This is a genomic window from Nitrospira sp. ND1 (genome assembly GCF_900170025.1).
Classification (GTDB): domain Bacteria; phylum Nitrospirota; class Nitrospiria; order Nitrospirales; family Nitrospiraceae; genus Nitrospira_A.
Window position 1 is genome coordinate 242,832 of the sequence record NZ_FWEX01000006.1, and the last position, 22,653, is coordinate 265,484.

At 57.2% G+C, this 22,653-nt stretch carries 20 protein-coding genes; 6 read left to right on the top strand and 14 right to left on the bottom strand.

Annotated features, from left to right (window positions below; translation table 11 throughout):
- Positions 1 to 189 precede the first annotated feature (189 nt).
- From NSND_RS05660 to NSND_RS05675, 4 genes are all read right to left on the bottom strand, one after another.
- Positions 190 to 2,394: a patatin-like phospholipase family protein gene (locus tag NSND_RS05660; RefSeq protein WP_080878065.1), complete on the bottom strand. Its 2,205-nt coding sequence runs from the start codon at positions 2,392 to 2,394 to the stop codon at positions 190 to 192.
- A gap of 182 nt (positions 2,395 to 2,576) precedes the next feature.
- Complete coding sequence (locus NSND_RS05665; protein ID WP_143833424.1) at positions 2,577 to 3,710, bottom strand: hypothetical protein; 1,134 nt, start codon at positions 3,708 to 3,710, stop codon at positions 2,577 to 2,579.
- Positions 3,707 to 5,308: a hypothetical protein gene (locus NSND_RS05670; protein ID WP_080878067.1), complete on the bottom strand. Its 1,602-nt coding sequence runs from the start codon at positions 5,306 to 5,308 to the stop codon at positions 3,707 to 3,709. The genes NSND_RS05665 and NSND_RS05670 overlap by 4 nt, the downstream gene beginning before the upstream one ends.
- Positions 5,309 to 5,322: 14 nt before the next feature.
- Positions 5,323 to 6,528, bottom strand: a complete 1,206-nt coding sequence (locus NSND_RS05675; protein WP_080878068.1) for a hypothetical protein — start codon at positions 6,526 to 6,528, stop codon at positions 5,323 to 5,325.
- A 731-nt stretch (positions 6,529 to 7,259) separates the two neighbouring features.
- Between NSND_RS05675 and NSND_RS05680 the strand changes: the two genes are divergently transcribed.
- Complete coding sequence (locus NSND_RS05680; RefSeq protein WP_080878069.1) at positions 7,260 to 7,451, top strand: hypothetical protein; 192 nt, start codon at positions 7,260 to 7,262, stop codon at positions 7,449 to 7,451.
- 178 nt (positions 7,452 to 7,629) lie between these two features.
- Here NSND_RS05680 and NSND_RS21185 read toward each other — a convergent pair whose 3' ends face one another.
- The 4 genes from NSND_RS21185 to NSND_RS05695 form a co-directional block, all read right to left on the bottom strand.
- Positions 7,630 to 7,788 carry a hypothetical protein gene (locus NSND_RS21185; protein ID WP_159450649.1) on the bottom strand — a complete coding sequence of 53 codons (159 nt, stop codon included), beginning with the start codon at positions 7,786 to 7,788 and terminating at the stop codon, positions 7,630 to 7,632.
- Positions 7,785 to 8,324 carry a zeta toxin family protein gene (locus NSND_RS21635; protein ID WP_080878070.1) on the bottom strand — a complete coding sequence of 180 codons (540 nt, stop codon included), beginning with the start codon at positions 8,322 to 8,324 and terminating at the stop codon, positions 7,785 to 7,787. The genes NSND_RS21185 and NSND_RS21635 overlap by 4 nt, the downstream gene beginning before the upstream one ends.
- Before the next feature lie 50 nt (positions 8,325 to 8,374).
- Positions 8,375 to 9,622: an MFS transporter gene (locus tag NSND_RS05690; protein ID WP_080878071.1), complete on the bottom strand. Its 1,248-nt coding sequence runs from the start codon at positions 9,620 to 9,622 to the stop codon at positions 8,375 to 8,377.
- 161 nt (positions 9,623 to 9,783) lie between these two features.
- Entirely contained in the window at positions 9,784 to 11,046 is a 1,263-nt protein-coding gene (locus tag NSND_RS05695; protein ID WP_080878072.1) for an MFS transporter, read from the bottom strand.
- Positions 11,047 to 11,396: 350 nt separating this feature from the next.
- On the opposite strand from NSND_RS05695, the gene NSND_RS05700 reads away from it, so the two are divergent.
- The 5 genes from NSND_RS05700 to NSND_RS05720 all read left to right on the top strand — a co-directional run bounded on the left by NSND_RS05700 (position 11,397) and on the right by NSND_RS05720 (position 18,390).
- Positions 11,397 to 11,771 (top strand): CZB domain-containing protein, encoded by a 375-nt coding sequence (locus NSND_RS05700; RefSeq protein WP_080878073.1) that lies wholly within the window; start codon positions 11,397 to 11,399, stop codon positions 11,769 to 11,771.
- 214 nt (positions 11,772 to 11,985) lie between these two features.
- On the top strand, positions 11,986 to 12,414 hold the full coding sequence (locus NSND_RS05705; RefSeq protein ID WP_080878074.1) for a response regulator: 429 nt from the start codon (positions 11,986 to 11,988) through the stop codon (positions 12,412 to 12,414).
- A complete protein-coding gene (locus tag NSND_RS05710) occupies positions 12,408 to 15,680 on the top strand; it encodes an efflux RND transporter permease subunit (RefSeq protein ID WP_080878075.1) in 3,273 nt (1,090 codons plus the stop codon). Before NSND_RS05705 ends, NSND_RS05710 begins: the two co-directional genes overlap by 7 nt.
- Positions 15,677 to 16,975 (top strand): efflux RND transporter periplasmic adaptor subunit, encoded by a 1,299-nt coding sequence (locus NSND_RS05715; protein ID WP_080878076.1) that lies wholly within the window; start codon positions 15,677 to 15,679, stop codon positions 16,973 to 16,975. Before NSND_RS05710 ends, NSND_RS05715 begins: the two co-directional genes overlap by 4 nt.
- Entirely contained in the window at positions 16,972 to 18,390 is a 1,419-nt protein-coding gene (locus NSND_RS05720) for a TolC family protein (protein ID WP_080878077.1), read from the top strand. Before NSND_RS05715 ends, NSND_RS05720 begins: the two co-directional genes overlap by 4 nt.
- A gap of 195 nt (positions 18,391 to 18,585) precedes the next feature.
- Here the strand turns inward: NSND_RS05720 and NSND_RS05725 are convergent, their stop codons facing one another.
- The 6 genes from NSND_RS05725 to rimI form a co-directional block, all read right to left on the bottom strand.
- On the bottom strand, positions 18,586 to 19,242 hold the full coding sequence (locus NSND_RS05725; RefSeq protein WP_143833425.1) for a hypothetical protein: 657 nt from the start codon (positions 19,240 to 19,242) through the stop codon (positions 18,586 to 18,588).
- Between the two features lie 99 nt (positions 19,243 to 19,341).
- On the bottom strand, positions 19,342 to 19,851 hold the full coding sequence (locus tag NSND_RS05730) for a peptidylprolyl isomerase (RefSeq protein WP_080878079.1): 510 nt from the start codon (positions 19,849 to 19,851) through the stop codon (positions 19,342 to 19,344).
- A gap of 17 nt (positions 19,852 to 19,868) precedes the next feature.
- Positions 19,869 to 20,945 carry a ligand-binding sensor domain-containing protein gene (locus NSND_RS05735; RefSeq protein WP_080878080.1) on the bottom strand — a complete coding sequence of 359 codons (1,077 nt, stop codon included), beginning with the start codon at positions 20,943 to 20,945 and terminating at the stop codon, positions 19,869 to 19,871.
- 35 nt (positions 20,946 to 20,980) lie between these two features.
- Positions 20,981 to 21,751 (bottom strand): twin-arginine translocase subunit TatC, encoded by a 771-nt coding sequence (gene tatC / locus NSND_RS05740; protein ID WP_080878081.1) that lies wholly within the window; start codon positions 21,749 to 21,751, stop codon positions 20,981 to 20,983.
- 105 nt (positions 21,752 to 21,856) lie between these two features.
- Positions 21,857 to 22,072, bottom strand: coding sequence for a YdcH family protein (locus tag NSND_RS05745; RefSeq protein WP_080878082.1), 216 nt, complete (start codon positions 22,070 to 22,072; stop codon positions 21,857 to 21,859).
- Positions 22,073 to 22,140: 68 nt separating this feature from the next.
- Positions 22,141 to 22,641: a ribosomal protein S18-alanine N-acetyltransferase gene (gene rimI, locus NSND_RS05750; RefSeq protein WP_159450650.1), complete on the bottom strand. Its 501-nt coding sequence runs from the start codon at positions 22,639 to 22,641 to the stop codon at positions 22,141 to 22,143.
- Positions 22,642 to 22,653 lie beyond the last annotated feature (12 nt).

The window sequence follows — 22,653 nt, forward strand, 5'->3', positions numbered from 1 at the left end:
AGACCAGGGGCTGGACCTGTCGCTTGTTGCTGCTGATCGATTGTTTGCCAAAACAAACTATCCATTGCGCCTCCTCTCGTAGCAATCAGGCATTCTTCAACACTACCCCAAGCAAAACTCAAAATACTCATCAATGGGGCTGAGCGAAATGGAGGTTAATCTATTCATGTCTCAGTGTTAACAATAGACCTACCTGAGACAAATACCTATCGGTCCAGCCTTGCCATCAACAAAACGGGTCACCGGAATGAGGGCATCTTGCATTTGGCTTTCGATGACTTGTCGATATCGATTATGTCTAGTGACAATATCACCCATCGGCCGAACGCTATCTGAGCCAAAGAACCAGCGGAGTTGCGTGGCGTAGTAACTTCCCAAATCTCTATATGCTCCAAACAGAAACGGCGATGAGTCTGCTGTGATTGCTGCAGTCCCGTTTTGAGGAACGTACGGGCATAGGTCCTCGTCGTCGAACCCTCCCTTGTTGAACGCATTGATCATCATAAAACTGATCAACTCGCAACTCACATCATTTTCAAGGGGCCAGGACTCAGGTCGACTAGCCACTCCCACAATATGGCGAGAATGACTATCTCCAGCCAGAAACTGATGACAATGTCCCACAACCGCAGCTTTGCACGAGGCTGTGTTCGTGCCGCTTCGGCAGTCTCGTCCCACAGCTTCCAACTTACGTCCAAGCGCGTCATGACTTTGCGCACTAGGTAGGGCGGGCTTGATGAGATAAAGTCTTTGAAAGTGAGGGCGTTCCGCGTTGAGTGCGCCAGAACAGATCACATCCCGTGGGTTGGATGTAATGCATCCCAGTACGATTGGGTGATCCCATCTAAAAATATCGTATCCCAACTCCAAGTCCTGATTACAGACCTGGTCAAGGTTGGCTAAGCCTGGGAAATAGACGTACAAAGGTTCAGGCCCTTGATCTCTTAATAGACCGTACTTTAGTCGGCAGAGATCAGCCATTGATCCACTCCGATCCGCAGAATGATCTGAAACGATAACGTCCTCCAACTTGCGCTGAACAAGCGCATACACTCCCAGGTTTTCCGACTGCCCACCATCGGAAAGGCGGATATTCACAAAATCGTCCGCGGAATCTCCAGCTCGCCCATGGAGAAGATACAGTGGAAAAGGCAGAAGCTTGTGGAAGATGTTTTCAGCCAGAGAAATATGAGGGTTTGGAACACTTCTCCCCCAATCAAGCGTAGTCAGCTTCAAAGCAGGGTTAGCAATCGCAAGCCATTTCTTAAGAACCTTTTGCTGAGAGTCGAGAAATGCGGCGGAAGAAGTTACGGCCTGCCACGGACGCAAATCGTCCAATTGATTCGTCGAGTATCTGAAGAGACCAGATCCAGATCCGTATGGAGAAAATTCAAAAGCTGTAAGTTGAAAGCGTTTCTGCTCTGGAGTGCCATCAAAATATAACCAACTTCGATTTTCGCCTGCCGTGGCATTGATGACCCACAGTGGCACGGCACCTTTTTCATATTGTTGCCGCAGCAGGCTAAACGTGAGGTCATTGCGGACCCAGGCTTCGTCCCCCAGCGGACGGGTATCTTCGCTGCAGGCAACAGAAAGCTTGTTGCAATTATGTGGTGTGGCTCCAAACGTTCGAACTATTCCTGCCTCATAACGCCGTCGAGAGGGAGAAAGTGGAATTTCCCAGTCGAAAACAAGGTTCGGCACCACATTGATCGCCATGGCCCCTAGGGTCAACGCACTAAGTCCTGCGTAATCCAAATAGACCTGTAACTTCTTTCTGGTCGTCTCGTTATAACGGAATGGTGCGTTCGACCCGAAAAGGTCCTGGTACCCACGCAGATGATTCTGGTAGCGAACTGGATCACTGTGAAATCTGGAGTTGGAATTCACGTCATAGTTGGTAGCGGATCGAGGGCAACCCGACCAAATTGGATTTGTAGAACTGTAACTCTCCCTGCTTCCTACTGAGCTGATATTTGCAGAGTCAGCGTAATACTCCACATACTTGATAGGGAGGCAGTCCTGGAAGAATTTACTGGCCAGGAACCCTGAAGAAAGAGGCACGCTTGCCGTTTGTGGATTACCCTCCGGATTCAGCAACCGCGAAAAATACCAGAGCGCACCATACCCGCCTCCAGAAACGGTTGAAATCACATCGACACGCTCCATAACTCCGGTTTCTGTCAATCCCTGAAGAACACCGATGGAAAAATTTGCAGCCTTGGTGCCTCCTCCAGCCAATGCCAAGCCAACTGTAGGGGGAATTCCGTTATTGCCGCGGATCCGTGCTTCAACACCCTGCGCGAAATAGGAGTTGCTATCTATTGCCCCAGGCAGTGGCTGTGTTGTACATCCCGCGAATAGCAGCATGATACCTACCAACATAACGCTCATACTCTGCTTCCATATTTTCAAGAGACCAAACAAATCTTCACGCCTAGATGACGAAGGTTTGTTGAAGTTGCTGCCGGTAAGGATTCCTTCTAATTTTGGACAATTCACCAGCTTCCTCTCGTTCGCACAGCTGTTGGTTCGGGCACATCTGGAGATATGCGGGCTGGACCTGTAACCCTGCCCTATGGCGTAGGATCAGGGAAAAACCTCTTTTTGATGGTGTCGAGAATGCCGATAGTACGACGAATGGCGAAGCCAAAGATGAAAGCCACGCCGATGTTCATCGTGATCGAGGATTGGCTGGGGACAAACTCTGCCATCCCGCTCAAGGTGAACAGAAAAAAGATCACGGGGACGACGACCGGGGCCATGAGCAACTCGGCCCAAAACATTGGCCCCTCCTCAGAACGGAACACACCTTGCCCAAGAAGACCGGCGATATAGAAGAGCAGGCCGACCAGGCAACCCATGCTCGCCCACAGCGAGAGTTCAAGCCAGCGCCAGGGATGACTGGTCCAAAAATATGACGTACTGAGGCTTTCGAGGTCTGCGTGGAGATGTTTTAAGAAAGCTTGGTATGTGACAAAGAGGCTGCTGTCTTTCGCTTCAGACTCTGCCGAGAACATGCCCATCAACCGCATGGTTTCATAGGGCAGCGCGATACCATACAGCACGTGCTTCGCAGACACCCACTGATCTTGAATGGCCTTCCACTCAACGGCGAGTTCCTGTTCTAGCGATGCAGCAGGCGCGCCCGAGAGTTTCCTATTCTGCCGATCCTTCAACGCGGCAAGCTTCAGCTCAATCAATCGTGCCTGATTCAGAGTCTCAACGATTTTTACAGACGGAAGGCCCGCCCCTACCTGAGAACTGCCTGCCTGTCGATGCACACACAGATAGCCTGAGACGACCAGAAGGAACAGTATGGAGAACAGCGCAAAATACCGCCTTCCACTGACAAGCGAGGCGGCATTTAGGGAACGCAGTTCATCATGGATGGCAGAGACCTTCTCCCAGACCGCTCGTCGGTCGGCTTCAGGTTTCGCATCCCAACCAACGCGGTCTAGCGCACCATCCTTCATTGGAAGCTCCGCAACGGCCTGTCCAACCTTGGCACTTTTCAACTCGGTCATAGACCGCTTGATCCGCTCCAGTCGAACAGTATGGGTGGACGTGGGGTCGAGCTGCGCGAGCATCACATCAATCTTGCCAAGGATCTGCCCCACCGCTTGGCCGTCTGGTGTATAGGGCAACGGTGCGGTGCCGCAGCTTAGAACCATTGTCAACCACCTTTCGACCGTTGTGACGCTACTCATTGCTTTGTGACCGTCGAACTGAGCAGATCGACCAACTGGCTATGGTCATCGATGAGTGCAGCCCATTTCTCGATGACAGTTTTTCGGTGAGCGGCCAGGTCCTTCTGTGCGTTCGCAAGCGCGGTCCCGGCAGTCTTTTCCTCCTCAGCCAGGATCTGTGTGTTTAACGTCGAATCTTGTTTGGCTTTTTCAAGCGAGGCTTTGACTTCATCGCTGGCTTCTTTTGCTATTTTGACTTTATCGATTAGCTCTTTGTCTTTGTTCAGGTCAGTTCGTACATGTGTGGATTTCAGTTGTCCGTCGATACGGGCGCGGAGATGATTCAATGACAAGGCACCGCCAGACGGTGTGGCCTGCAGGGGTTTATCAGGGTCAGTTTGACGGGCAATGGCAAGGAGCTCATCCGCAGCCTTCTTGAACCCGGCATCGGCGCCGCCGCTGGCAATCTCACCGGCGATTTCGACGACACCTTCGAGAGCTGATTTTGTAACCTTGGTATAGGCATCCAGCAATTCAGTGGGGTCATTGTCGAAACTCTTGAGATTCCAGTTGCCAGTTTCATCCTTGATGAATGCCATCTGAGCCTTGCCACGGCCACTGGCATACACCGTGTTGATCTTCGACCAAAAATGATCGGCGTAGAGTCGATCGACGATCTTGATACGCTCTTCGAGATTAGGTGAAAAATTGAAGTGGACATAATCGTAGAGCCGAGGTAAATGGCCGTCCGTCCAGTCAAAGAGGTGCATAAAGTCTGTTGGTTCCGCTTCCCGGAGATGCGCACTCAGTGGAAGTTCCCGTCGATCCCGCCCCTCAGTCCCAAGCTGCTTCAATAGGGAATCGGCCCGAGCTTGAATCTGGTTCCCATACTCCGATGTCGCCGCGATAAAGTAGGCAGTCGCAATGCGTACTACAGGATCAGCAGATTGCCCCGCTGTGCTGGCTGTAGCATAGTAAAATGCCTTTGCCTGCATCGCTGCTGCTATACGGGTGGATTCTAATAGGGCCTGCCGGTAGTCAACCGCTCCGCCGGTGGCGATGGACGACGCTGATTTCCTATTAGGGGAGGAAAGGGGCAGTTCGGATAGCTGCTTGTTCACTGCACTGAGTATTTCCGTCCATTGCACACCAGTAAAATTTTCACCATTTGGAAGTTTAAGATTTGCATATTGAAATATACCTTCCGGTAGGCACTTCTTATGGTCAGACTCGCCTCGCAGGGCGCAGAGTGGTACGGCCAGCCTGAGTTCCAAGCTCGCAGCATCATTGGTAAGGGCTGTAAGCAGGGAGCAATTGAGTTGCTGAGAGATGCTCGCGTTACTCGCTCCACATAAGTCATTCAGAGAGGCCTCCAAACCCACAAGCTTAAGCACTCTACTAATGAACTTGCTTGTGTTGATCAAGCCATTCTGTGCCTCGGTTAGATAGCCGTATAGCTCTCCGAGTTGAATCTCCGGTTCAAGCGACAGCGGGCCCTTGTAGACCTCCACCTCAATGCGCATCGCCGCTGAGTCATTGACTATTCCACAGCCAGGCAGGCTGATGAGAAAAAGGATGGCCGCCATGGCGCATTTGCGAATGACCATTGACAAAAGCATATTCTGGCACTCCGTTACTTGTCGGTGGTTGTGTACGGCTTGCGAAGTGTGTCGAGCAAAGTCTCCAGTTTTGACTGATCGGTAGGCCCGGTTTCACGTTGCAGATCGCCTGTCGCTCTAAGCAAAGCCTTCTGCGCGTCGAAGATTCGTCCACGTTCTTCCAGCATACGTTCCATCGTCTTGAGGTCCGGATCAGCCGCCTCGAATTTTCTGGCAGATAGCTGCTGAAGCGCGCCGATCAGTGGCTTACTGTCGAGGGAGAGGGCGAGAAGGAGGCGATCATTCGGGTCGAGTTCCTTGGCACCTTCCGGCCCAAGGAGATAATATTTTGTCTCCGATGGCCTTCCCGAACAGGAAGCATTCTTTTGGACCTCGCTCCTGCTCTTGGCCGCCTCCAGCTCTTCGAGGCGGCCTTCGATCGTGTTTGAGAGCGCTTGCAGAGTGGCCTCTTCTTTTGTTTTCTGATTTGCCAGAGCATCGTTGGCCTCATTCAACTTTGTCTGCAACTCTGTCGCCTGCCCGCCAGTCTTAAGATCCGACTGTGCAGAAGGTTTATCGCTAGCCTCTGCAGATTCTTTGGGCTTCTCTATCACTACGGCTCGCGGGGGTAGGCTGACCGCCCGCAACGGCTTCAATTGCTCTAGACGGTCCTCGATGATCGACACCACCTTCGCCAACAGAGCTTCCCTGGCTGTCGATTCGAGGAATTTATCATCTCTAATCTCTTGGTAAAGCACCCGCAGGTCGTGGATCTCCCCTCTCGCGATCTGGCGTTTGGCGTCTGCTCGCAGGTCATCCGCAGAAACAGGAAGAAATGAATTGGTCTGTTCGTTGTAACGGATCGCGCTGCCGAAGGGGTCGATCTGACTTTTCTTGAGTACGCCGGACTCGAAGTGCACCTTGCTGTACAAGGCCGCTGCCTGCCCAGTCATACGAAAGCGATACAGGGAATCACTCAGTGGCTTGAACTCGCCTCGGACGCGCTTCATAAATGGCAACGAATCCGCTGAATACTCATCCTTAGGAGTTGTGTCGATCCGGCATCCACTCAACACACGGAAGTAGTACGTGGTGCGGAACCGGACTTGATCATCAATGTGCTGCGGTTCAAGACCCGAGTCCACGCGAAGGGCAGCGGGGACATCCCCCCAGCTTGTGCAACCGGATAGCGCTATTGCGGCCAGGCAGATCAGTGGAATGAGGCATAGTTGGTGTGTCATTAGGTTGATCCCTCTGGAAGTATTTGTCTCAGCGTTCCGATGGGCAGCTACGTCTAACCATTTTGGGCAAGGCATCAAAACGAATCCCCCCTCATCTCAGGCGGCTGGTTGTAGACGAACTACTACGCAGTAGCAATACGGCCAAATGGCCCTATTAGTGCTGAAATGGAACCATTTTTACGGAGAATATTAAGGAACTACCGCACCCTAGTATCTCTACTAGCGGCAAGCATCACTACGTATTAGGAAGGAAGAAATTGAAACATATTGTCCAACCGTGAGACTGCACACCCAAATTCACACGCCATACCCCGCCAGCAACAAAGGTGACTCGACCGGAGCGACACACTCCGCATCCCGTCCACTCACTCCAACCGCATCCAAACAGATACTCCCCTTCTCAAGTTGCCGATCTCGCTCGGGTCCGACCGTCATATCCCTGTAATTTTCGTCATGCGAACCACTCAGCAGTGCCAATTCCCGCCGGCTGCCCCGGTAAACCACCAGGGTAGAAAGATGCCGTTCCTAGGGTCATGGCGAGCCACATTCCCGCGCTAACTGTATGAAAATATGTTCATGGTAGGATGAATCATGAGCCCTGAATTCCCTGTTGAGCATTCCGCCGAAGAAACCTTCGTGACACAGAGGGCAGAAGCCCTGAACTGGCACTAAGTTTGCTCACTTATTCGAGTAGCGAGTATCAAAAGGGCGAATCACCCAAGGAGGACACCATGCGAGAACGCACCCTCACCTATGACGAGACGAAGGCCGCCGAAGCGGCATTCAAAGGCGAGCCCTTCAATCCAGCTTGGTCTGCCGCTGCTGCCACCGTGTATGCTGGAATTACGGAAGCCATAGAGAAGCGACTGATGACTGGGGCTGTTGAGTCTGAAGTAGCTGAAGAATGCCTTGCCGGGCGATAAGACCGGCAATTTCCGAGAATTAAGATGCACCGGCTGAGGCGATCATGATTTGGACACGCCGATGAGATAGCAAGAAGACCTGCCGGCTGTCCGGCAGCCTAGAAGCGGAACATGCCATGATTGGTGAGAGTGGAAATCGGTTAGTTGGTTGGTCTTTGCTTCTCGCCCGGTATAGGCGTCACGGTTTCTTCGCCACCACCTTGCCGTTCTCCCACACATAGACGGGTGTGCCGTACATGCGAGCGGTCTTCCTGGCAACCTTGGCGGCCCGGCGCAGCGCGGCGCCGACCTGTTCAGCACCAACACTCGGCTTCACTTTCCTTCGAGTTATTTTCACGGCCCCTCCTTCTGGAGTCTCGGCACTGGTTCTGAATTATCGTAGAGGTACCACTTGTCTGCCAGATCCTGATACAGCAACTGAAAATTCTTCAAACTCCGACGAAATCGACGCAGGACATCGGCTCTGGGTACATCATGCCCTCCCTGACGCACCCGCACGGCGATCCGCTGGAGAGCCAGCGCGACAGAAGGCAGGGAGAGGAACACGATTTCAATCCGATAGCCATCAGTCTTCCACTGTTTTAATAGTTTGAGGTAGGTCCGTCCGCTCAAGGTTGTCTCAAAAGCAAAGTCTGCCCGAGCACCAGCCAATCGATTCAACTCCATCAGCAACAGGCGTCCTCCCTGCCGGGTTGCCAGTTCCGGCTTGAGTGGCGACAACCCGCTCGCAATGAGATCGGCATTCACGAAATGGATGACTCCGCCCTCACGCGGAAGAAACTCCCGAGCGAATGTGGTTTTCCCAGCGCCGTTCGGCCCGGCAATCACAATACATCGAGGAGTGCGGCTCGATCGACCTCGTACGCGTGGCATCGGCGCATTGTCTCTTTTTTTCATGCATGTGACAAGCCGGCAACTGCACGTCACACATCTGCTTTCTCGATTTTGGCCACACCAACCTTCTTCCCAAACCAGGCACTCCCCCCTGCCAAGACACACATCACTCCGCCGATCCCGATGATGCTGGCGACAGAGCCGAACGACTCCGCTACCCAGCCGAACGCACTCATGCCGAGCATGGATGTCGCGGTGGCACTCGCCGTGTAGACCGCCATGACGCGGCCGACCATTCCCGCCGGAGCCACTTCCTGAATGATGCCCCAGGCGATGGGGGTCCACGCGCCGAAGCCGATGCCGATGCAACCCACGAGTACAGCAGCCAGGCGCAAATCATCCGTCCACGTCAGGCCCAACAAGGCCAACCCCGCGAGTGCGCAGGAGAGAGTGATTACCGAGAGCCGCTGCGAAAGGTCCCACCCGCTCATCAGGATCAGCCCGACCGAAGAGAGCAGCAACCCCACCCCAAGCCAGGACCAGAGATACCCGACCTCCACCGGCCCGAGCCCGAGCAGGTGGCGCCCAAAGACAGGGAACAGTGTCGTGAACGCGCCGCTGCCGAACGTATAGATCGACGCGAGGACAATCAGAATCAGCACGGTGCGGTGGGTGAGAAACGCATAGCGGATGCCTTCGAGCAGGTTTCGGATGAACGGTCTCCATCCCTCTCCATCGACCGTTGTAGGCTCCGTCACTCGCAGCCGGATCGGCAGCAGGCATGCGGCTGACGCGAAATAGGTCATGGCGTTCAGGCAGAGCACGTCCTGAGAACCGGCGAACGCAATACCAAGTCCGCTGACCGCCGGCCCGATGATGATCCCGAGACTGGTCGTACTTTGGAGCAGCGCATTCGCCGCCGTGAATTGAGGGCGAGCGACCATGAAGGGAACGGCCGATGACAGCGTGGGCACAAATACCGCCGTGGCGACGCCATACAGAAAGGTAAGAAGGTAGAGCGACCCGACGGTAAAATGTTCCACCGAGACCAGGCAGGGGATGAGTCCGATGAGGACGCCTCTGGCGATATCGCTTCCGATGAGGATGGTTTTCTTGGGGAAGCGATCGACGATTACGCCGATGAACGGGCCAAACAGAATCGGCGGGAGCGTCTGGAGAAGCCCGATGACGGTCGTCTTGAGCGGTGAGCCCGTCACCGCATAGACGAACCAGAGCAAGGCCAGCTTGCTGATACCTTCGGCAACTTGGGACAGCACCTGACTCCACCACATCAGACTGAAGTCGCGTGTGAGCAGCCACCGATGGGCTTGGGCCATACCGCCAGTATAAACGTTTACCGCAGGAGTGGAATCAGTAGGAATGGGTGGCGCTGAGAAATGTCTCGCGCATGGTCCTTCCGCTCACGAGGGCTCGCTTGCCACATATCATCGCGTTCGTTCCATGCAGACAGTTAGGTGTTCGCCATCTGTGAGGATCATCATGCCTGCGCGACAAGAACGGGACGGGCTCTGCGAACACATGACACCGCCACTGCTGCAGTGAGCAGGAGCACAAGCCCCAGCCCCACCAGGCTGGCAGCGGGACCGATCGCGTCGGCCACCCACCCGAATCCCGTCATCCCCGCCATGGCGGAGGCCATGGAGCCCACACTAAACGTCGTGAGCACGCGGCCGATCAAATGTTCCGGTGTCACTTCCTGAAGCACCGCCCATACGATGGGATTGAGCACCGCCGTACTGCCGCCCACGATGATGACGATCGCCGCCGCGACCAGAGGCGTCTCCAGCAGGCTCAAACTACAGACCGCAAGACCGCCGATGGTCATGCCGCTGACGACGATACGTAAGCGCCCCTGCATGTCACTCTGTTTTTTCCACGCCAGCCAGGTCGAGGCCGCCAACATCCCCACACCCAGCGCGGACCACAACCAGCCCAGTTGCACGGGCCCGACTTGGAGAAACTCTTTGGCATAGACCGGCAAGATGAAGACGAAGGCGCTCACACCCAGATTGTAGAGCGATGAAATGATCACCAGGGTCAATACCATGGGTTGCTGCCCGAACACGAAACGAAATCCGACCTTGAGCTCGTCCCACACGGAGGAGGAAGCATCCCTCGCTGCAACATGAGGAATGCTGAAGCGAATCGGCATCAGGCACAGGGCCGAAAGAAGGAAGGTGGCGGAGTTGACGAACAACACATTCTCCGCGTTGATGAGTGCAATCATCACGCCGCTGATCGCCGGCCCGAGCAACATGCCGATATTGTTCGTGCCTTGAATGAGCGCATTCGCCGACATCAGCTCCGAAGGTCGAACCAATAACGGCACGGCCGACACCAGCGCGGGACCGAATACGGTGGAGACCACCGACGTGAGAAAAATCAGTCCATAGAGTCCCTCGATCGACAGCATGTCCATGGCATATAGCGCCGGGATGAGAACGGTGAGCACTGCGCGAAGCAGATCGACCCAGATCATGACGGCTTTTTTCGGCAGCCGGTCCAGGTATACGCCGATCAGCGGACCGAACAAGAGCGGGGGGATGGTCTGGAGAAGTCCGACCATGGTCATCTTCATGACCGAGCCGGTCAGTTCATAGACGAACCAGAGCAGCGCAACCTTGTTTAAGCCCTCTCCGATCTGAGAGGTGGTCTGCCCCCACCACAGCAGCCCGAAATCTCTGGTTTGAATGAGACGCCACCCGCGGCTTGGAATCGAGACTGAACCATCCTCTGACATGATCGGGTTCCTCCTGGACTGACCGACGCACTGTGGTCGCAGGCACACCTCTGCTACCTCTCGTACCTACGGCCAAGTCGTCCTGAACCATGCTACTCATTTCTGCCAGCCGGGGAGGCTAGGAAAAGCCCTGGAGGCAGATCGACAAATGCCTGGGAGGCATAACGGTTTTGTCCAGTGAGCTGGCCTCGGGGCATCGTTCTAACTGTGCGTATCCAACGAGGGCCTTCATAGGCCGCGCGTTCCGCGAGCAAGAGGACGACCAGGCCGCGCTCCTCCCCCTCAAGCCTTCCCCTCCTCCCTCCGATACAGGAACAGGAAACCCTTTTCTTTATTTCCCGGGAGGTCGCATGTCCAACATCATCGAACAAATCGACAAGGCAATCGGTGCGCATGGCGCGTGGAAGGTGAAACTGCGGCAGAACATCGACGGCACGCTGGCACTGGTCCCGGCAGAAGTCGGTGTGGACAACCGCTGCGAATTCGGCAAGTGGCTGTATAGTCTGGCCGGTACCCCCGCCGCCACAGACCCCTATTACAAAGAGATCCTCGAACTGCACAAGGCCTTCCACAAGGTCGCGGCGACGGTCGTCACCAAGGTGCAATCGGGGGATAAGACCGGCGCGGAAGCGTCGATCGGCTTTAAGGGTGACTACACGGCGGCCTCCTCCAAGTTAACGGCCAAGATGATGGAGTGGAAAAAAACAGCCCCGAAGGCAGCCTGATCGAGCAAGGCCATGCTCTGGAGAAATTCCCTAGACGCCAGGGAGTTTCTCCAGCCTCCGCGCCCGACGACAAGGCCACCGACTCCCCTTCAGACCAGATCGCGCCTGACTAAGCCATTGTTTTCTCACACACTTTCTGGAATGACTACGCAGAAAGCTCCTCCGGCACGGTCCCTGCTCTACGCTGCGTAAAGAATCACTTGATCTATACACGATGCCCTCATCCATCCTGCTCATCGACGATAGCCCCGGCGAATGTGAACTCTTTCGCCAGGCCCTGACGCAGTCGGGATACAAGGGACGCTTGGAGATCAGCGATGGCAGCCGTGCGGCAATGACCTATCTCAACGATCACGTACCCAGCGATGAACCGGGCTTGATCCTGCTCGACCTCAAATTACAGGGAGAACGCGGCGTGGATGTGCTGAAACAGTTGAAGCAGGATGCGCGGCTTGCGCCGATCCCAGTGGTGATTCTCACCAGCTCCGATGACGCCGCGGACGTGCAAGCCTGCTACCAGGCCGGAGCCAACGGCTATGTGGTCAAGCCGGGACAATTCGACGATCTGGTGAGCCTCTCCCTGCACCTCTGGAAATTCTGGCTGGAACACAACTGTACCAGACGGATGGCCACCCCATGCTGACGCGCGCCGCCCTTAAAAATCCTTACGCCGTCTTTGCGATCTGCATGATTGCGCTGATCCTGGGCGCCGTGTCCTATCAGAAAATGCGCGTGGACATCTTTCCCGAGATCAAGCTGCCGTCGATTCTTGTCACCACCTTCTATCGCGGCCTGAGCCCCAGCGCAATGGAAGGGGCGATCACGCTCAAGATGGAGCAACGCTTCGTCGAGGCGAGTTACGTCGAACACATCGAATCTCAATCGCTCTCGGGGATGAGTTACATCAAGGTCTTTTTTCAGCCTGACTATGGGATCGATGCGGCCCAGTCGGAACTGACCAGCCTGGCCTACAGCATCATTCGCCTGCTGCCGCCCGGCGTCTATCCGCCCTCCGTCTATAAGTTCGGCGTATCCAGTCTGCCGGTGGGCTACCTCTCCATCTCCAGCGACACGCTCGGCCCCAAAGAAATTCGTGACCTCGCTTACTTCAACGTACGCAACCAGATCGCCACCATCCCCGGCATCTCCTTCGGCCCGCCGTTGGGCGGCAAGGTCCGGCAGATCACGGTCTTTCTCGACCAGCAACGGCTGCTCGCACGCGGCGTGTCTCCGTCTGAGGTCGTGAACGCGCTGAATGCCCAGAGCGCCATCATCCCGGCCGGCAACATCAAGATCGGCGACCTCGATTATTACGTCTATTCGAACAGTCTCGTGGACGTGGTGGACAAAATCAACGACATTCCCATCAAGATCGTGAACGGCACGCCCGTGCTGATTCGTGACATCGGCACCGCCGCCGACAGCGCCGCGGTACAGACCTCGATCGTGCGGGTAAACGGGCGTGAAGCGACCTACCTTCCGATCACCAGGCAGGAAGGCGCCAACACGCTGGAAGTGACCGACGGCATTCGCGCAAAACTCTCGAATCTCACAGAGATTCCGTCCGGGACGACCATCAAGTTTATCTACGACCAGTCGCTGTACATCCGCCAGGCCATCGCCAACTTGCAGAAGGAAGGCCTGCTCGGCGCCGGTCTCGCCGGCCTCATGATTTTTATTTTCCTGGCAAGCATCAAAGCGGCGCTCGTCGTCGGCCTGGCCATTCCCCTCTCCTTGACCGCCGCGCTGGTGGCCCTCTATCTGACCGGACAAACCGTGAACCTGATGACGTTGGGCGGACTCGCGCTAGTGATCGGCACTCTGCTGGACAACAACATCGTGGTGCAGGAAAACCTGCATCGGCACTTGGAAATGGGCAAGGACGGCCGTTCGGCGGCTGAAGACAGTGCCATGGAGCTGACCCTGCCCATCCTGGTGGCCACGATTTGTATCCTCATCGTGTACCTGCCGATCATGTTTTTTACCGGGATCGTGAAGTATCTCTTCGTCCCGCTGGCCATGACGGTGGCCTTCGCCATGTTGGCCGACTATGTCGTCTCCATGTCGGTAACACCGGTCGTGCTGGCCTGGCTCTATCAAGCCGGGCATGCAAAATCTTCGGAACATGAGTCCTCGGCCGACCAAGGATGGTTTCGCTACGTGCTCGCGATCTACGAGCCACTGCTCACCGCCGGTGTACGTTTCAAACCGGTCGTGATCGGCCTGGCTATGCTCGCCCTGGTCGGCACCGGCGTTTTTCTGCTCCCCAGACTCCACACCGAGTTCTTCCCCAAGGTAGATGCAGGCAATTTCACCATGTCGGTGATGGCGCCGGAGGGATCACGGATCGAAAAGACCACGGCCATCGTGGGTCACATCGAACAACTCGTGCACGATACGATCCCGAAGGACGACCTCGAAGAAGTCATTTCGAACACCGGGCTCTACTACGGCGATGCCGCCCGCTTTGCGCCGAACACCGGGAACCATACGGCCTTCGTGCTGGTAAACCTGGCCACCGGACATCAGGGTCATACGGAAGACTACATCGCTGAGCTCCGGAAGAAGTTTAAGGCGTCGCTGCCAGGCGTCGAGATCGCCTTTCAAACCGGCGGCATCATCAGCGATGTGTTGAACTTCGGCCTCAAAGCCCCGATCGACATCCAGGTCAAGGGGCCGAACCTGGACATCGTCAGGCCGGTGGCGGAGCAGATCCAGCGACGGATTGCGCAGGTACCCAACACGGTCGATGTGCGGATCAAACAGGGAAAGAGTTATCCCGAGCTGCACATCGATGTGGATCGCACGAAGGCCGCGTATTACGGTATCAACCAGAATCGCGTGGTGGTGGATGTCATCACCGGCATCAGCTCCAATCTGGCCCTTTCCCCGAACTACTGGCTGGATCCCAAGACTGCCAACGGCTATTTCCTGTTGGCGCAGTATCCGGAGCAATCGCTCACCACGACGGAAGATCTGCTGAACATTCCCATCATCGGCGCGCGCACCCCTCTGTTACCGACGGCCAGCCTCACGGGCGGCGGCATGCAAGGTTCCACACTGGCGCTGCAAAACACGCCTTTCGCGGGACGACAGATGGAACTGACGAGCGGCTATTACGCCTCGGGAGACGACCGGCGCGGACCGCCGGTGATGCTGCGGGATGTGGCCTCTCTGAAATTCAAAACCGGTCCCGACTCCATCGATCACTATGATCTGTCCCGGTTAATCAACGTGCTGGTGACGCCGGTCGGAAACGATCTCGGCCGCGTGGCAAAGGATATCGAAAAGGTCCTGGCCGAGGTGCCCCTGCCCAAGGACGTCACAGTGCGACTGCGCGGCGAAGTCGCTAACATGCGCGGTGCGATTCAGAACTTCGCACTGGCCCTCCCGCTCGCCGTCGTCTTGATCTATCTCGTAATGGTGGCGTTGTTCCGCTCGTTCATCGATCCCCTCATCATCCTGGTCGCCGTTCCGCTGGGCTGGATCGGTACCGTGTTGACGCTGCATCTCACGAATACGTCGGTGAACGTCGAGTCGATGATCGGAACCCTGATGATGATGGGCATCGTGGTGTCGAACAGCATTCTACTCGTCGACTTTGCCAATCGTATGGTCCGTCATGGAGCCACGGCCGAACATGCCGTGCTCGAAGCGGGACGGCGACGCATTCGCCCGATCCTCATGACGGCCCTTGCCACGATTCTCGGCCTGTTGCCGCTGGCCCTCGGCTTCGGCGAGGGGAATGAAACCATGGTGCCCCTGGCCCGTGCGGTGGTCGGCGGACTGGCGGTCAGCACGATCATGACGTTGCTGGTCGTCCCCATCATGCACTCACTCGTGTTGATTCGCCGGGAACGTCCCCCTGTGTCTTCGACCGCGCCCGCGACTCTGGAGGAAATTCGATGACCGAACAGGTAGCCCCGCCCCAGCCCGTGGCACGCTCCTACCGCACGTTGCTCTGGACTGGGGCAGCCGTGCTTCTGATCATGGCCATCGGCAGCTATCTCTATTGGCAGGGAGACGAACCGGCTTCCCCCTCGGCTCCGGCCCGTCCCACTGTAACGGCCCAACCGGAACCAGCGCCCGGTTCCGCTCCCCCGGAGCCGGACTCCGCACCGGTCGATGTGCAAGTCATCAAGCCCACCCGGCGAGACCTGGTCTATACAGCCAAGCTGCCGGCCAACGTGTCGCCGTTGTATCAAACCACGCTCTACGCCAAAGTCGCCGGTTATCTGAAATGGATCGGCCCCGACAAGGGCGACACCGTGAAGAAGAACGAAGTGGTCGCCGTGATCGACGCGCCGGAGGTAGAAGAGCAGTATCAGCAAGCCGTGTCGGATTACAGAATCAAGAAGCTGACCTACGAACGACTGGCCAAGGTCTGGAAGGAATCGCCGGATGTGATCGCCAAGCAGGACGTGGACGTGGCCGAAGCGACGTTTCAAGGTGCCCGACACCTGATGGAGCAACGGGTCGTCATGCGGGATTACACGAAGGTCCGTGCGCCCTACGACGGCATCGTCACCGCCCGCTTCGCCGATCCCGGCTCGCTCATTCAGATCGCCACGTCCTCGGCCTCCAGCGCGATTCCGCTCTTTACGGTCATGGACCTCAACACGGTTCGTGTCTATGCAAATGTCCCACAGGACGACAGCCCCTGGGTCGTTCCAGGCAAAACCACCGCGACCGTGAAGGTCACGGAGCTGCCCAACCGGTCGTTCAGCGGTGTCGTCACCCGCTCCACCCTGGCGCTTGATCCCGCGACGCGCAGCCTGCTCATAGAGATCGATTTGCCCAACACAGACCATGCGCTCCGGCCCGGTACCTTTGCCGAAGTGACACTCGGCTTGCGGGAAATCCCCCAGGCTCTCGTCGTGCCGCCACAGGCCGTCATCAGCACACCCAAAGGAAAATCGGTCTTCATCGTCGAAGAGGGCAAGGCCAAGTCGGTCGTAGTACAGACCGGCATCAGCGACGGCCGCTGGATCGAAATCACCTCCGGTTTGCAGGGCCACGAAGAAGTGGTCGCGGTCGGAAAACGCCGCCTACTGGACGGCATGCCGGTCGAGGCTGCGCCGTTCAATCTGCCTGACGCCAAACCGTCCCAACAGAAATTCGAGCGTCGCGCTCCCGGTGGCACTCCTCCGCCGCCGACCCCTGCTCCGAATGGAACCTTGCAGAAACAGGGAGAACGTTCATGAGTCGATTATGGTCCCAGCCCCCCCTCAGGACGCTGACCACGCTGGCGGTCACGGCCCTGTTCCTCTCGGCCTCGCAGGCTGCCGAGACGGATCAGCCCTTCACGCTGCCTCACGGTAGTTTTCTGGGCGTCGAGCGCGCCGTCGATATCGCGGTGAAGAACCACCCCATGCTGCTCGAAGGCGCGGCGAACCTGAAGGCCTCGGAGGCCCGCACCGAACAGGCCCGCTCCCTCTACTACCCGCAGGTCTATGCGAACGCCAACACGATAGCGGGCGCCGGAGTGAGCAACCCGCGCTTCATGGTCGGCGGTGGATTACTCCGTGAAAACCAGACCACCTTCACCGGCGGTGTCATCGCCAACCAGCGCATCTACGACTTCGGATACACGAGCAATTTGGTGGAGTCGAACAAGCTGGCCGAACGCGCGCAGGGGCAGGATGTCAGCGCTCGCCGCGCCCTCGTGTTGCTGTATGTGCAACGCGCATATCTGAACAGTCTGAAGCGGAAGCGGCTGGTCCAGATCGCCGAAGAAACCGTCCGGGAGCGCGGGATCATCGCCGGGCAGATCGAGACTCTCTACCGACAACAACTGAAATCGAAGCTCGACTTCGATCTGGCGCATGTGGAACTGGTCAATGCGCAGTCGCTCCTGGTGCGCAGTCGTAACGATTTAAAAGCCAGCTTTGCGGACTTGAACCGGACCATGGGCATCGTCGGAGGCGACGACTACGTCCTCGAAGACATTTCCGTGGAGGTGCGCCCGCAAAAGACGCTGGAAAGCCTGATCAACGAAAGCCTGTCGCATCCGGAAGTGAAACGCGCGAAGGAGCAGACCGCGTCAGCCGATGCGAGACTCACCGCGGCCAAACGCCAGTACCTGCCGACCGTCTCGGCGATCGCCAGCGGCGGAACCTTCGATCCCTTCGACGCCCGCCAGAACCAGCAGACCGGCGGCTGGTGGATGGCCGGCGCGATGGTGTCGATGCCCCTCTTCACCGGATTTCTGATCGAGAATCAAGTCGTGGAGGCGAACGCCAATCGTCAGGCCGCCTCCGCCGCAACCAGCAGTATCGAACAGGCGCTGACGCAACAGGTGACCAACGCCTATCTCGACACCCTGACCTTCGCCCAACAAATTACCCTGGCCGAGGAACAGGTCAAGACGGCGCAAGAAGCGTTGCAGCTTTCGAAACAACGCTACAAACTGGGGTTAGGCACAGTGGTGGAAGTGACGCAATCGGAAGTGGCGGTCACCGCGGCGCAAACCCGGTTGGCAGAAACCCAATTCGACTACAAGATTGCGGAAGTCACGCTAGCCTACACGTCTCAGGGCGACGACACCGGGCGCGCGCTCTTATTGAGTCGCGCCAGCCCCCCTTCACCGGATGCAGTAGGACCGCACCCGGCCAATTAGCAGGTGCTCCGACCGAGGCATGCTCGCCGTTCGTGACGCGTGATGAGTGGTGACTTTTCTTCCCGCTTCACGATGGACGCGTGTTTTGGGCTTCTAGCCAGGATTATTCATGGATACCTTCGCGAGGCGTGTGAGTCCGAGGGCCGCCGGGCGAGAGGATCGGACGACGGAGCGGGCGGTCAGGAATAGTCCGGGCTAGACCGGTTGGCCGGGGAAGACTCTGGCAAGGTCGATCACCAGTTCGTCTTTGGAGTTGGCGAGGAGCCAGTCCCAGATGCTGGTACTCTGAATCACCATGGCCTGGTCGAGATCGAAAAACAGGTCGAAGCCTTTGGAGACGATGGGATTCATGGGGTAGCGGCGATCGTAAATCATGCCGTAGGCCGGAATACCGTACACGGTTTGCCAATTTCCCAAAATAAAGTGCAGTTCAGTCCCCCTCACGTAGAGCCCGCCTGACGTGATGATCCGCTTGACCGACGTCTGCGGCTGACTCAGGTAATAGGTGACCCGCTCATTCTCCCGCGCCAACCGTAACGCTTCGACCAACTGCGGGACCAGAATCGCGATCTCCCCATCCCGAAACATCGGCAACCGGATCGAGTCCCCTGAAATCCAGCGCTGGATCGAAGCCTGGTGCTCCTGGACCGTAAGGCCCATCAGAACGCGACGCACCTGGTCGTGAGAGAACTGGGCCGGATGCGTGAAATGACCAGGCGGCCACTCCGGCAGCACATTGGCATCCAACTCCAAGCGGACAAAATTGACGGGATCTTCGTAGACGGTCCGCGAGGGGACCTGGGGAATGGCGCACCCCGCAGCGGCCAAGGCCGCTGCGGCAAACACAGTCATCCGTGAAACGTGAAACGCGAAACGTCGGCCGACCCGCCCCTCTTTCTTTGAGTTTTCCCTCTTCACGTCGTACGTGTTACTTTTTACGTTTCACGGCCATCACTCGGTAATAGTGACGGTCATTTCGACGCGCTCCAGCGGGTTATCCCGCCCGTCGCGCTTGGAGCCGACCACTTTGTCGACCACGTCCAGTCCGCTTTGCACTTCACCGAAGACCGTATACTGCCAGTCCAGAAAGTTGGCGTCGTTGACGCAGATAAAAAACTGCGAGCCCGCGCTGTCCGGATCGTTGGCGCGCGCCATGGACAGGGTCCCTCGCTTGTGCGGCTTGCTGTTGAACTCCGCCTTCACGTTGTGCCCTGGACCACCCATTCCATGCGACGCGCGGTCCGGATTCTTGCTATTGGGATCGCCGCCCTGAATCATGAACCCGGGGATCACCCGGTGAAACGTCGTGCCGTTGTAGAAGCCCTTCTTCGCCAGATCTACGAAGTTCTTCACATGACCGGGCGCCACGTCGGGAAACAAACGCAGCACGATCTCGCCCCATGGCTCGTTCTTGGATGTGACAGAAATGGTCGCTACCGGTGAACCCGCTTGTGCCGTCATCTCGTATCCTTTCCTACTCAGTTAAACTTGAAGGGCGCAACACTCTCCCCTTCCAATCCCTGGCTGACCGCCGTCCAGGTGAGGCCATCGTCATCGCTGCGAAAGACCCCCGAACTGGTGCCGGCGTAGAAGCCCCCTTTTTCACCTTCGATCAACACTTGCACCGACAGATTGCTGAGCCCCTTGTTCAAGGGAACCCATTGCCGCCCCTTGTCGACGGTCTTGAAGATTCCCCGGCCCGTGGCGACATAGACGCCGCGCTCATTGCTGATCAAACCGCGGATCGAATCGTTCGGCAAGGCCCGGCTGATCGGCGACCAGGTTTTGCCCGCATCGCCGCTGCGGAAGACACCTCCGTCGAACGTGCCGGCATAGACACCCTGTTCCTTATCCACGGCCAACACCCGGATAAAATTTTCGACCAATCCCTCGTGGTCGCGCAGCCCTTGCCGCAACCGCGTCCATCCGGTCGACCGCTCCTTATAACTATGCACGCCCTTCCCGGAGGTGCCTGCGTAGAGGGTCCCATCGTCGGTCCTGGCCAGCGCGTGCACCAGAATCTCATCCAAACCGGTGGACACGACCTTCCATTGATCCTGCGCGGCATTCAACAGATAGACGCCGTCCCCGGTTCCGGCATAAAGCCCCTTGGCATCCATCATCAAGGCTTTGATCTCCAGACGCTTGAGGCCCTTGTTGACCGGCTGCCAGATCTTGCCCCCGTCACGCGACCGGAAGACGCCGCCGCGAAACGTACCCGCGTAGATCGCGCCGTCCTTGCCGGTGGTGAGACAGAGCACGAAGGGATCGGTCAATCCCTGGTTGGCCGACGTCCAGGACCCGCCACGATCGGCGCTGCGAAAAATGCCCATGCCGAAGGAACCGGCATAAATCACTCCTCCGGAGCCGGCCGTGAGGGCCTGAATACTCGTATTGCCGATATCGGCGGAGGCGCCCGGTTCCTGCCCCGGATGCCCCTGCTCCAGATTCAACGGAGCACCGCCCTCGCTCCCGCCCGGGAAAGATGCCGCATGCGCGAACCCCTGCAGACCGCCGAGTGTAAACGCCGTCAACACCAGCATGTGACGCAGCATAGAATGATCATCCTTCCAAAAGTGTGGGCGCCGGATTACCGGACGCGATGACCGGCCGTGCCGATGGGTATATCAGGATCGAGCGGCAAATTCATGTCGGGAGCCGGCCCTGCGGCCCGCCCGAAGATCTTGGCCCCGATGATCCCGATCTCATAGAGTACCATGAGCGGGACGGCCATCAACAACATGGTAAACAGCGTCGCGTCCGGGGTCACGATGGCCGAAATGATCAGCGCCGCCATGATGGCATGTTTGCGATAGTGCGCCAGCACCGCGGCCGAGACGACCCCCACGCGAGACAACAGAGTCAGCACCAGCGGCAGTTCAAAGGCGCAGCCGAAGATCAGGAGAAATTTGACATTGAAGTCGATATAGGTCCCTACACCGAGCGCGGGGGTGATGTCGCGATCCATACCGAAGCTGACGAAGAAGTCGATGACGAGCGGCAGAATGACGAGGTTACAAAAGACCAGGCCGAGCGCAAACAGAAACGCCGCCAGCAGGAACAAGGGAATCGCCCAGCGTTGCTCCTTGGGGAGCAACGCCGGTTCGATAAACTTCCAGCACTGGTAAAACACCATGGGCAGGCTGAGGATGATCCCCGCCAGAAACGACACTTTGATGGACGCAAACAGCGCTTCCGTCGGCCCGTAAAACACCAGTTGATTGGGAAACGGGCGATTGAGCCAGGCGACCATCTCGGAGGAGTAGGCAAACGCCGTGGCGAACGCGACCGCCAAGGTCACCACGATGATCAGCAGCCGCTTCTTGAGCGACTGAATATGGGCGGCCAGTGGTGCGAGCATTGCCTGTCTGAATCAACGACCCGGCCTTCCGCGCCTTCGGCTCTCACACCGGCTCGATGCGAGCAGCGGCGGGATGCGACCGGGACGGAAAGCCGGAGATCTTCGCTAACGCGACGATCGAATGAATTCGGCTATTTTGTCTTTGGTGGCCAGCTTCTCTTTTTGCAACTGCTTCTTCAGCACTTCTTCCGCCGGCGTGAGCACATGCCGCTTTTGTAAATCGGCTAACTCGGCATCGAGGCGGTGGTGAGATTCTTCAAGCGCACGGAATTCTGTATTGGACCGCCGTAACCGTTCAGTGATCGCCGTCTCCGTCTGCATGTCGCACCTCCTGGTTGACTACATACGTTCGTGGATGACTGTCCTGTTGCCCGGCTCCCGGAATCGCCCTACGACCGTTCGCACAAGGGACCTAACTGGAGCGGCGCCATTTCCATCAGCACCGCATCTTCGTCAGGGTTCACATAATACCGCGTCCGCGTGGCGGTCTGACGAAATCCCAACCGATAGTAGAGGGTCAACGCCTCCTGATTCGAGGCCCGCACCTCCAGCATCGCCCGGCTGGCACCACGCTCCAACCCGGCCCGCAATGCCGTACAGACCAGCCGCCTCGCCACACCCTGCCGTCGAAACGGGGCGAGCACAGCCAGGTTCATCAACCGCACTTCCTCGAACACGATCCAATAGCAAAAATACCCGGCAACCACGAAGGCCCCTGACCCGGGGTCAGGACACTTCGCGATAAGGAACTGGGCAAATTGATTACCGGACAACTCGGCTACCAACATTTTGCGCGTCCAGGGGGCAGAGAAGCAAGCCTGTTCGATGGCGAATACCTCGTCGAGAACCTCAGCGGTCGCCGGTTCAATCAGCACCGAATCTGACGCCATATCCGACTCAAT

What these genes read in the sequence shown, in the direction of transcription:
- NSND_RS05660 (WP_080878065.1), bottom strand. Translation starts at nt 2,394, where the DNA reads ATGAGCGTTATGTTGGTAGGTATCATGCTGCTATTCGCGGGATGTACA.
- NSND_RS05665 (WP_143833424.1), bottom strand. Translation starts at nt 3,710, where the DNA reads ATGAGTAGCGTCACAACGGTCGAAAGGTGGTTGACAATGGTTCTAAGC.
- NSND_RS05670 (WP_080878067.1), bottom strand. Translation starts at nt 5,308, where the DNA reads ATGCTTTTGTCAATGGTCATTCGCAAATGCGCCATGGCGGCCATCCTT.
- NSND_RS05675 (WP_080878068.1), bottom strand. Translation starts at nt 6,528, where the DNA reads ATGACACACCAACTATGCCTCATTCCACTGATCTGCCTGGCCGCAATA.
- NSND_RS05680 (WP_080878069.1), top strand. Translation starts at nt 7,260, where the DNA reads ATGCGAGAACGCACCCTCACCTATGACGAGACGAAGGCCGCCGAAGCG.
- NSND_RS21635 (WP_080878070.1), bottom strand. Translation starts at nt 8,324, where the DNA reads ATGCCACGCGTACGAGGTCGATCGAGCCGCACTCCTCGATGTATTGTG.
- NSND_RS05690 (WP_080878071.1), bottom strand. Translation starts at nt 9,622, where the DNA reads ATGGCCCAAGCCCATCGGTGGCTGCTCACACGCGACTTCAGTCTGATG.
- NSND_RS05695 (WP_080878072.1), bottom strand. Translation starts at nt 11,046, where the DNA reads ATGTCAGAGGATGGTTCAGTCTCGATTCCAAGCCGCGGGTGGCGTCTC.
- NSND_RS05700 (WP_080878073.1), top strand. Translation starts at nt 11,397, where the DNA reads ATGTCCAACATCATCGAACAAATCGACAAGGCAATCGGTGCGCATGGC.
- NSND_RS05705 (WP_080878074.1), top strand. Translation starts at nt 11,986, where the DNA reads ATGCCCTCATCCATCCTGCTCATCGACGATAGCCCCGGCGAATGTGAA.
- NSND_RS05710 (WP_080878075.1), top strand. Translation starts at nt 12,408, where the DNA reads ATGCTGACGCGCGCCGCCCTTAAAAATCCTTACGCCGTCTTTGCGATC.
- NSND_RS05715 (WP_080878076.1), top strand. Translation starts at nt 15,677, where the DNA reads ATGACCGAACAGGTAGCCCCGCCCCAGCCCGTGGCACGCTCCTACCGC.
- NSND_RS05720 (WP_080878077.1), top strand. Translation starts at nt 16,972, where the DNA reads ATGAGTCGATTATGGTCCCAGCCCCCCCTCAGGACGCTGACCACGCTG.
- NSND_RS05725 (WP_143833425.1), bottom strand. Translation starts at nt 19,242, where the DNA reads ATGACTGTGTTTGCCGCAGCGGCCTTGGCCGCTGCGGGGTGCGCCATT.
- NSND_RS05730 (WP_080878079.1), bottom strand. Translation starts at nt 19,851, where the DNA reads ATGACGGCACAAGCGGGTTCACCGGTAGCGACCATTTCTGTCACATCC.
- NSND_RS05735 (WP_080878080.1), bottom strand. Translation starts at nt 20,945, where the DNA reads ATGCTGCGTCACATGCTGGTGTTGACGGCGTTTACACTCGGCGGTCTG.
- tatC (WP_080878081.1), bottom strand. Translation starts at nt 21,751, where the DNA reads ATGCTCGCACCACTGGCCGCCCATATTCAGTCGCTCAAGAAGCGGCTG.
- NSND_RS05745 (WP_080878082.1), bottom strand. Translation starts at nt 22,072, where the DNA reads ATGCAGACGGAGACGGCGATCACTGAACGGTTACGGCGGTCCAATACA.
- rimI (WP_159450650.1), bottom strand. Translation starts at nt 22,641, where the DNA reads ATGGCGTCAGATTCGGTGCTGATTGAACCGGCGACCGCTGAGGTTCTC.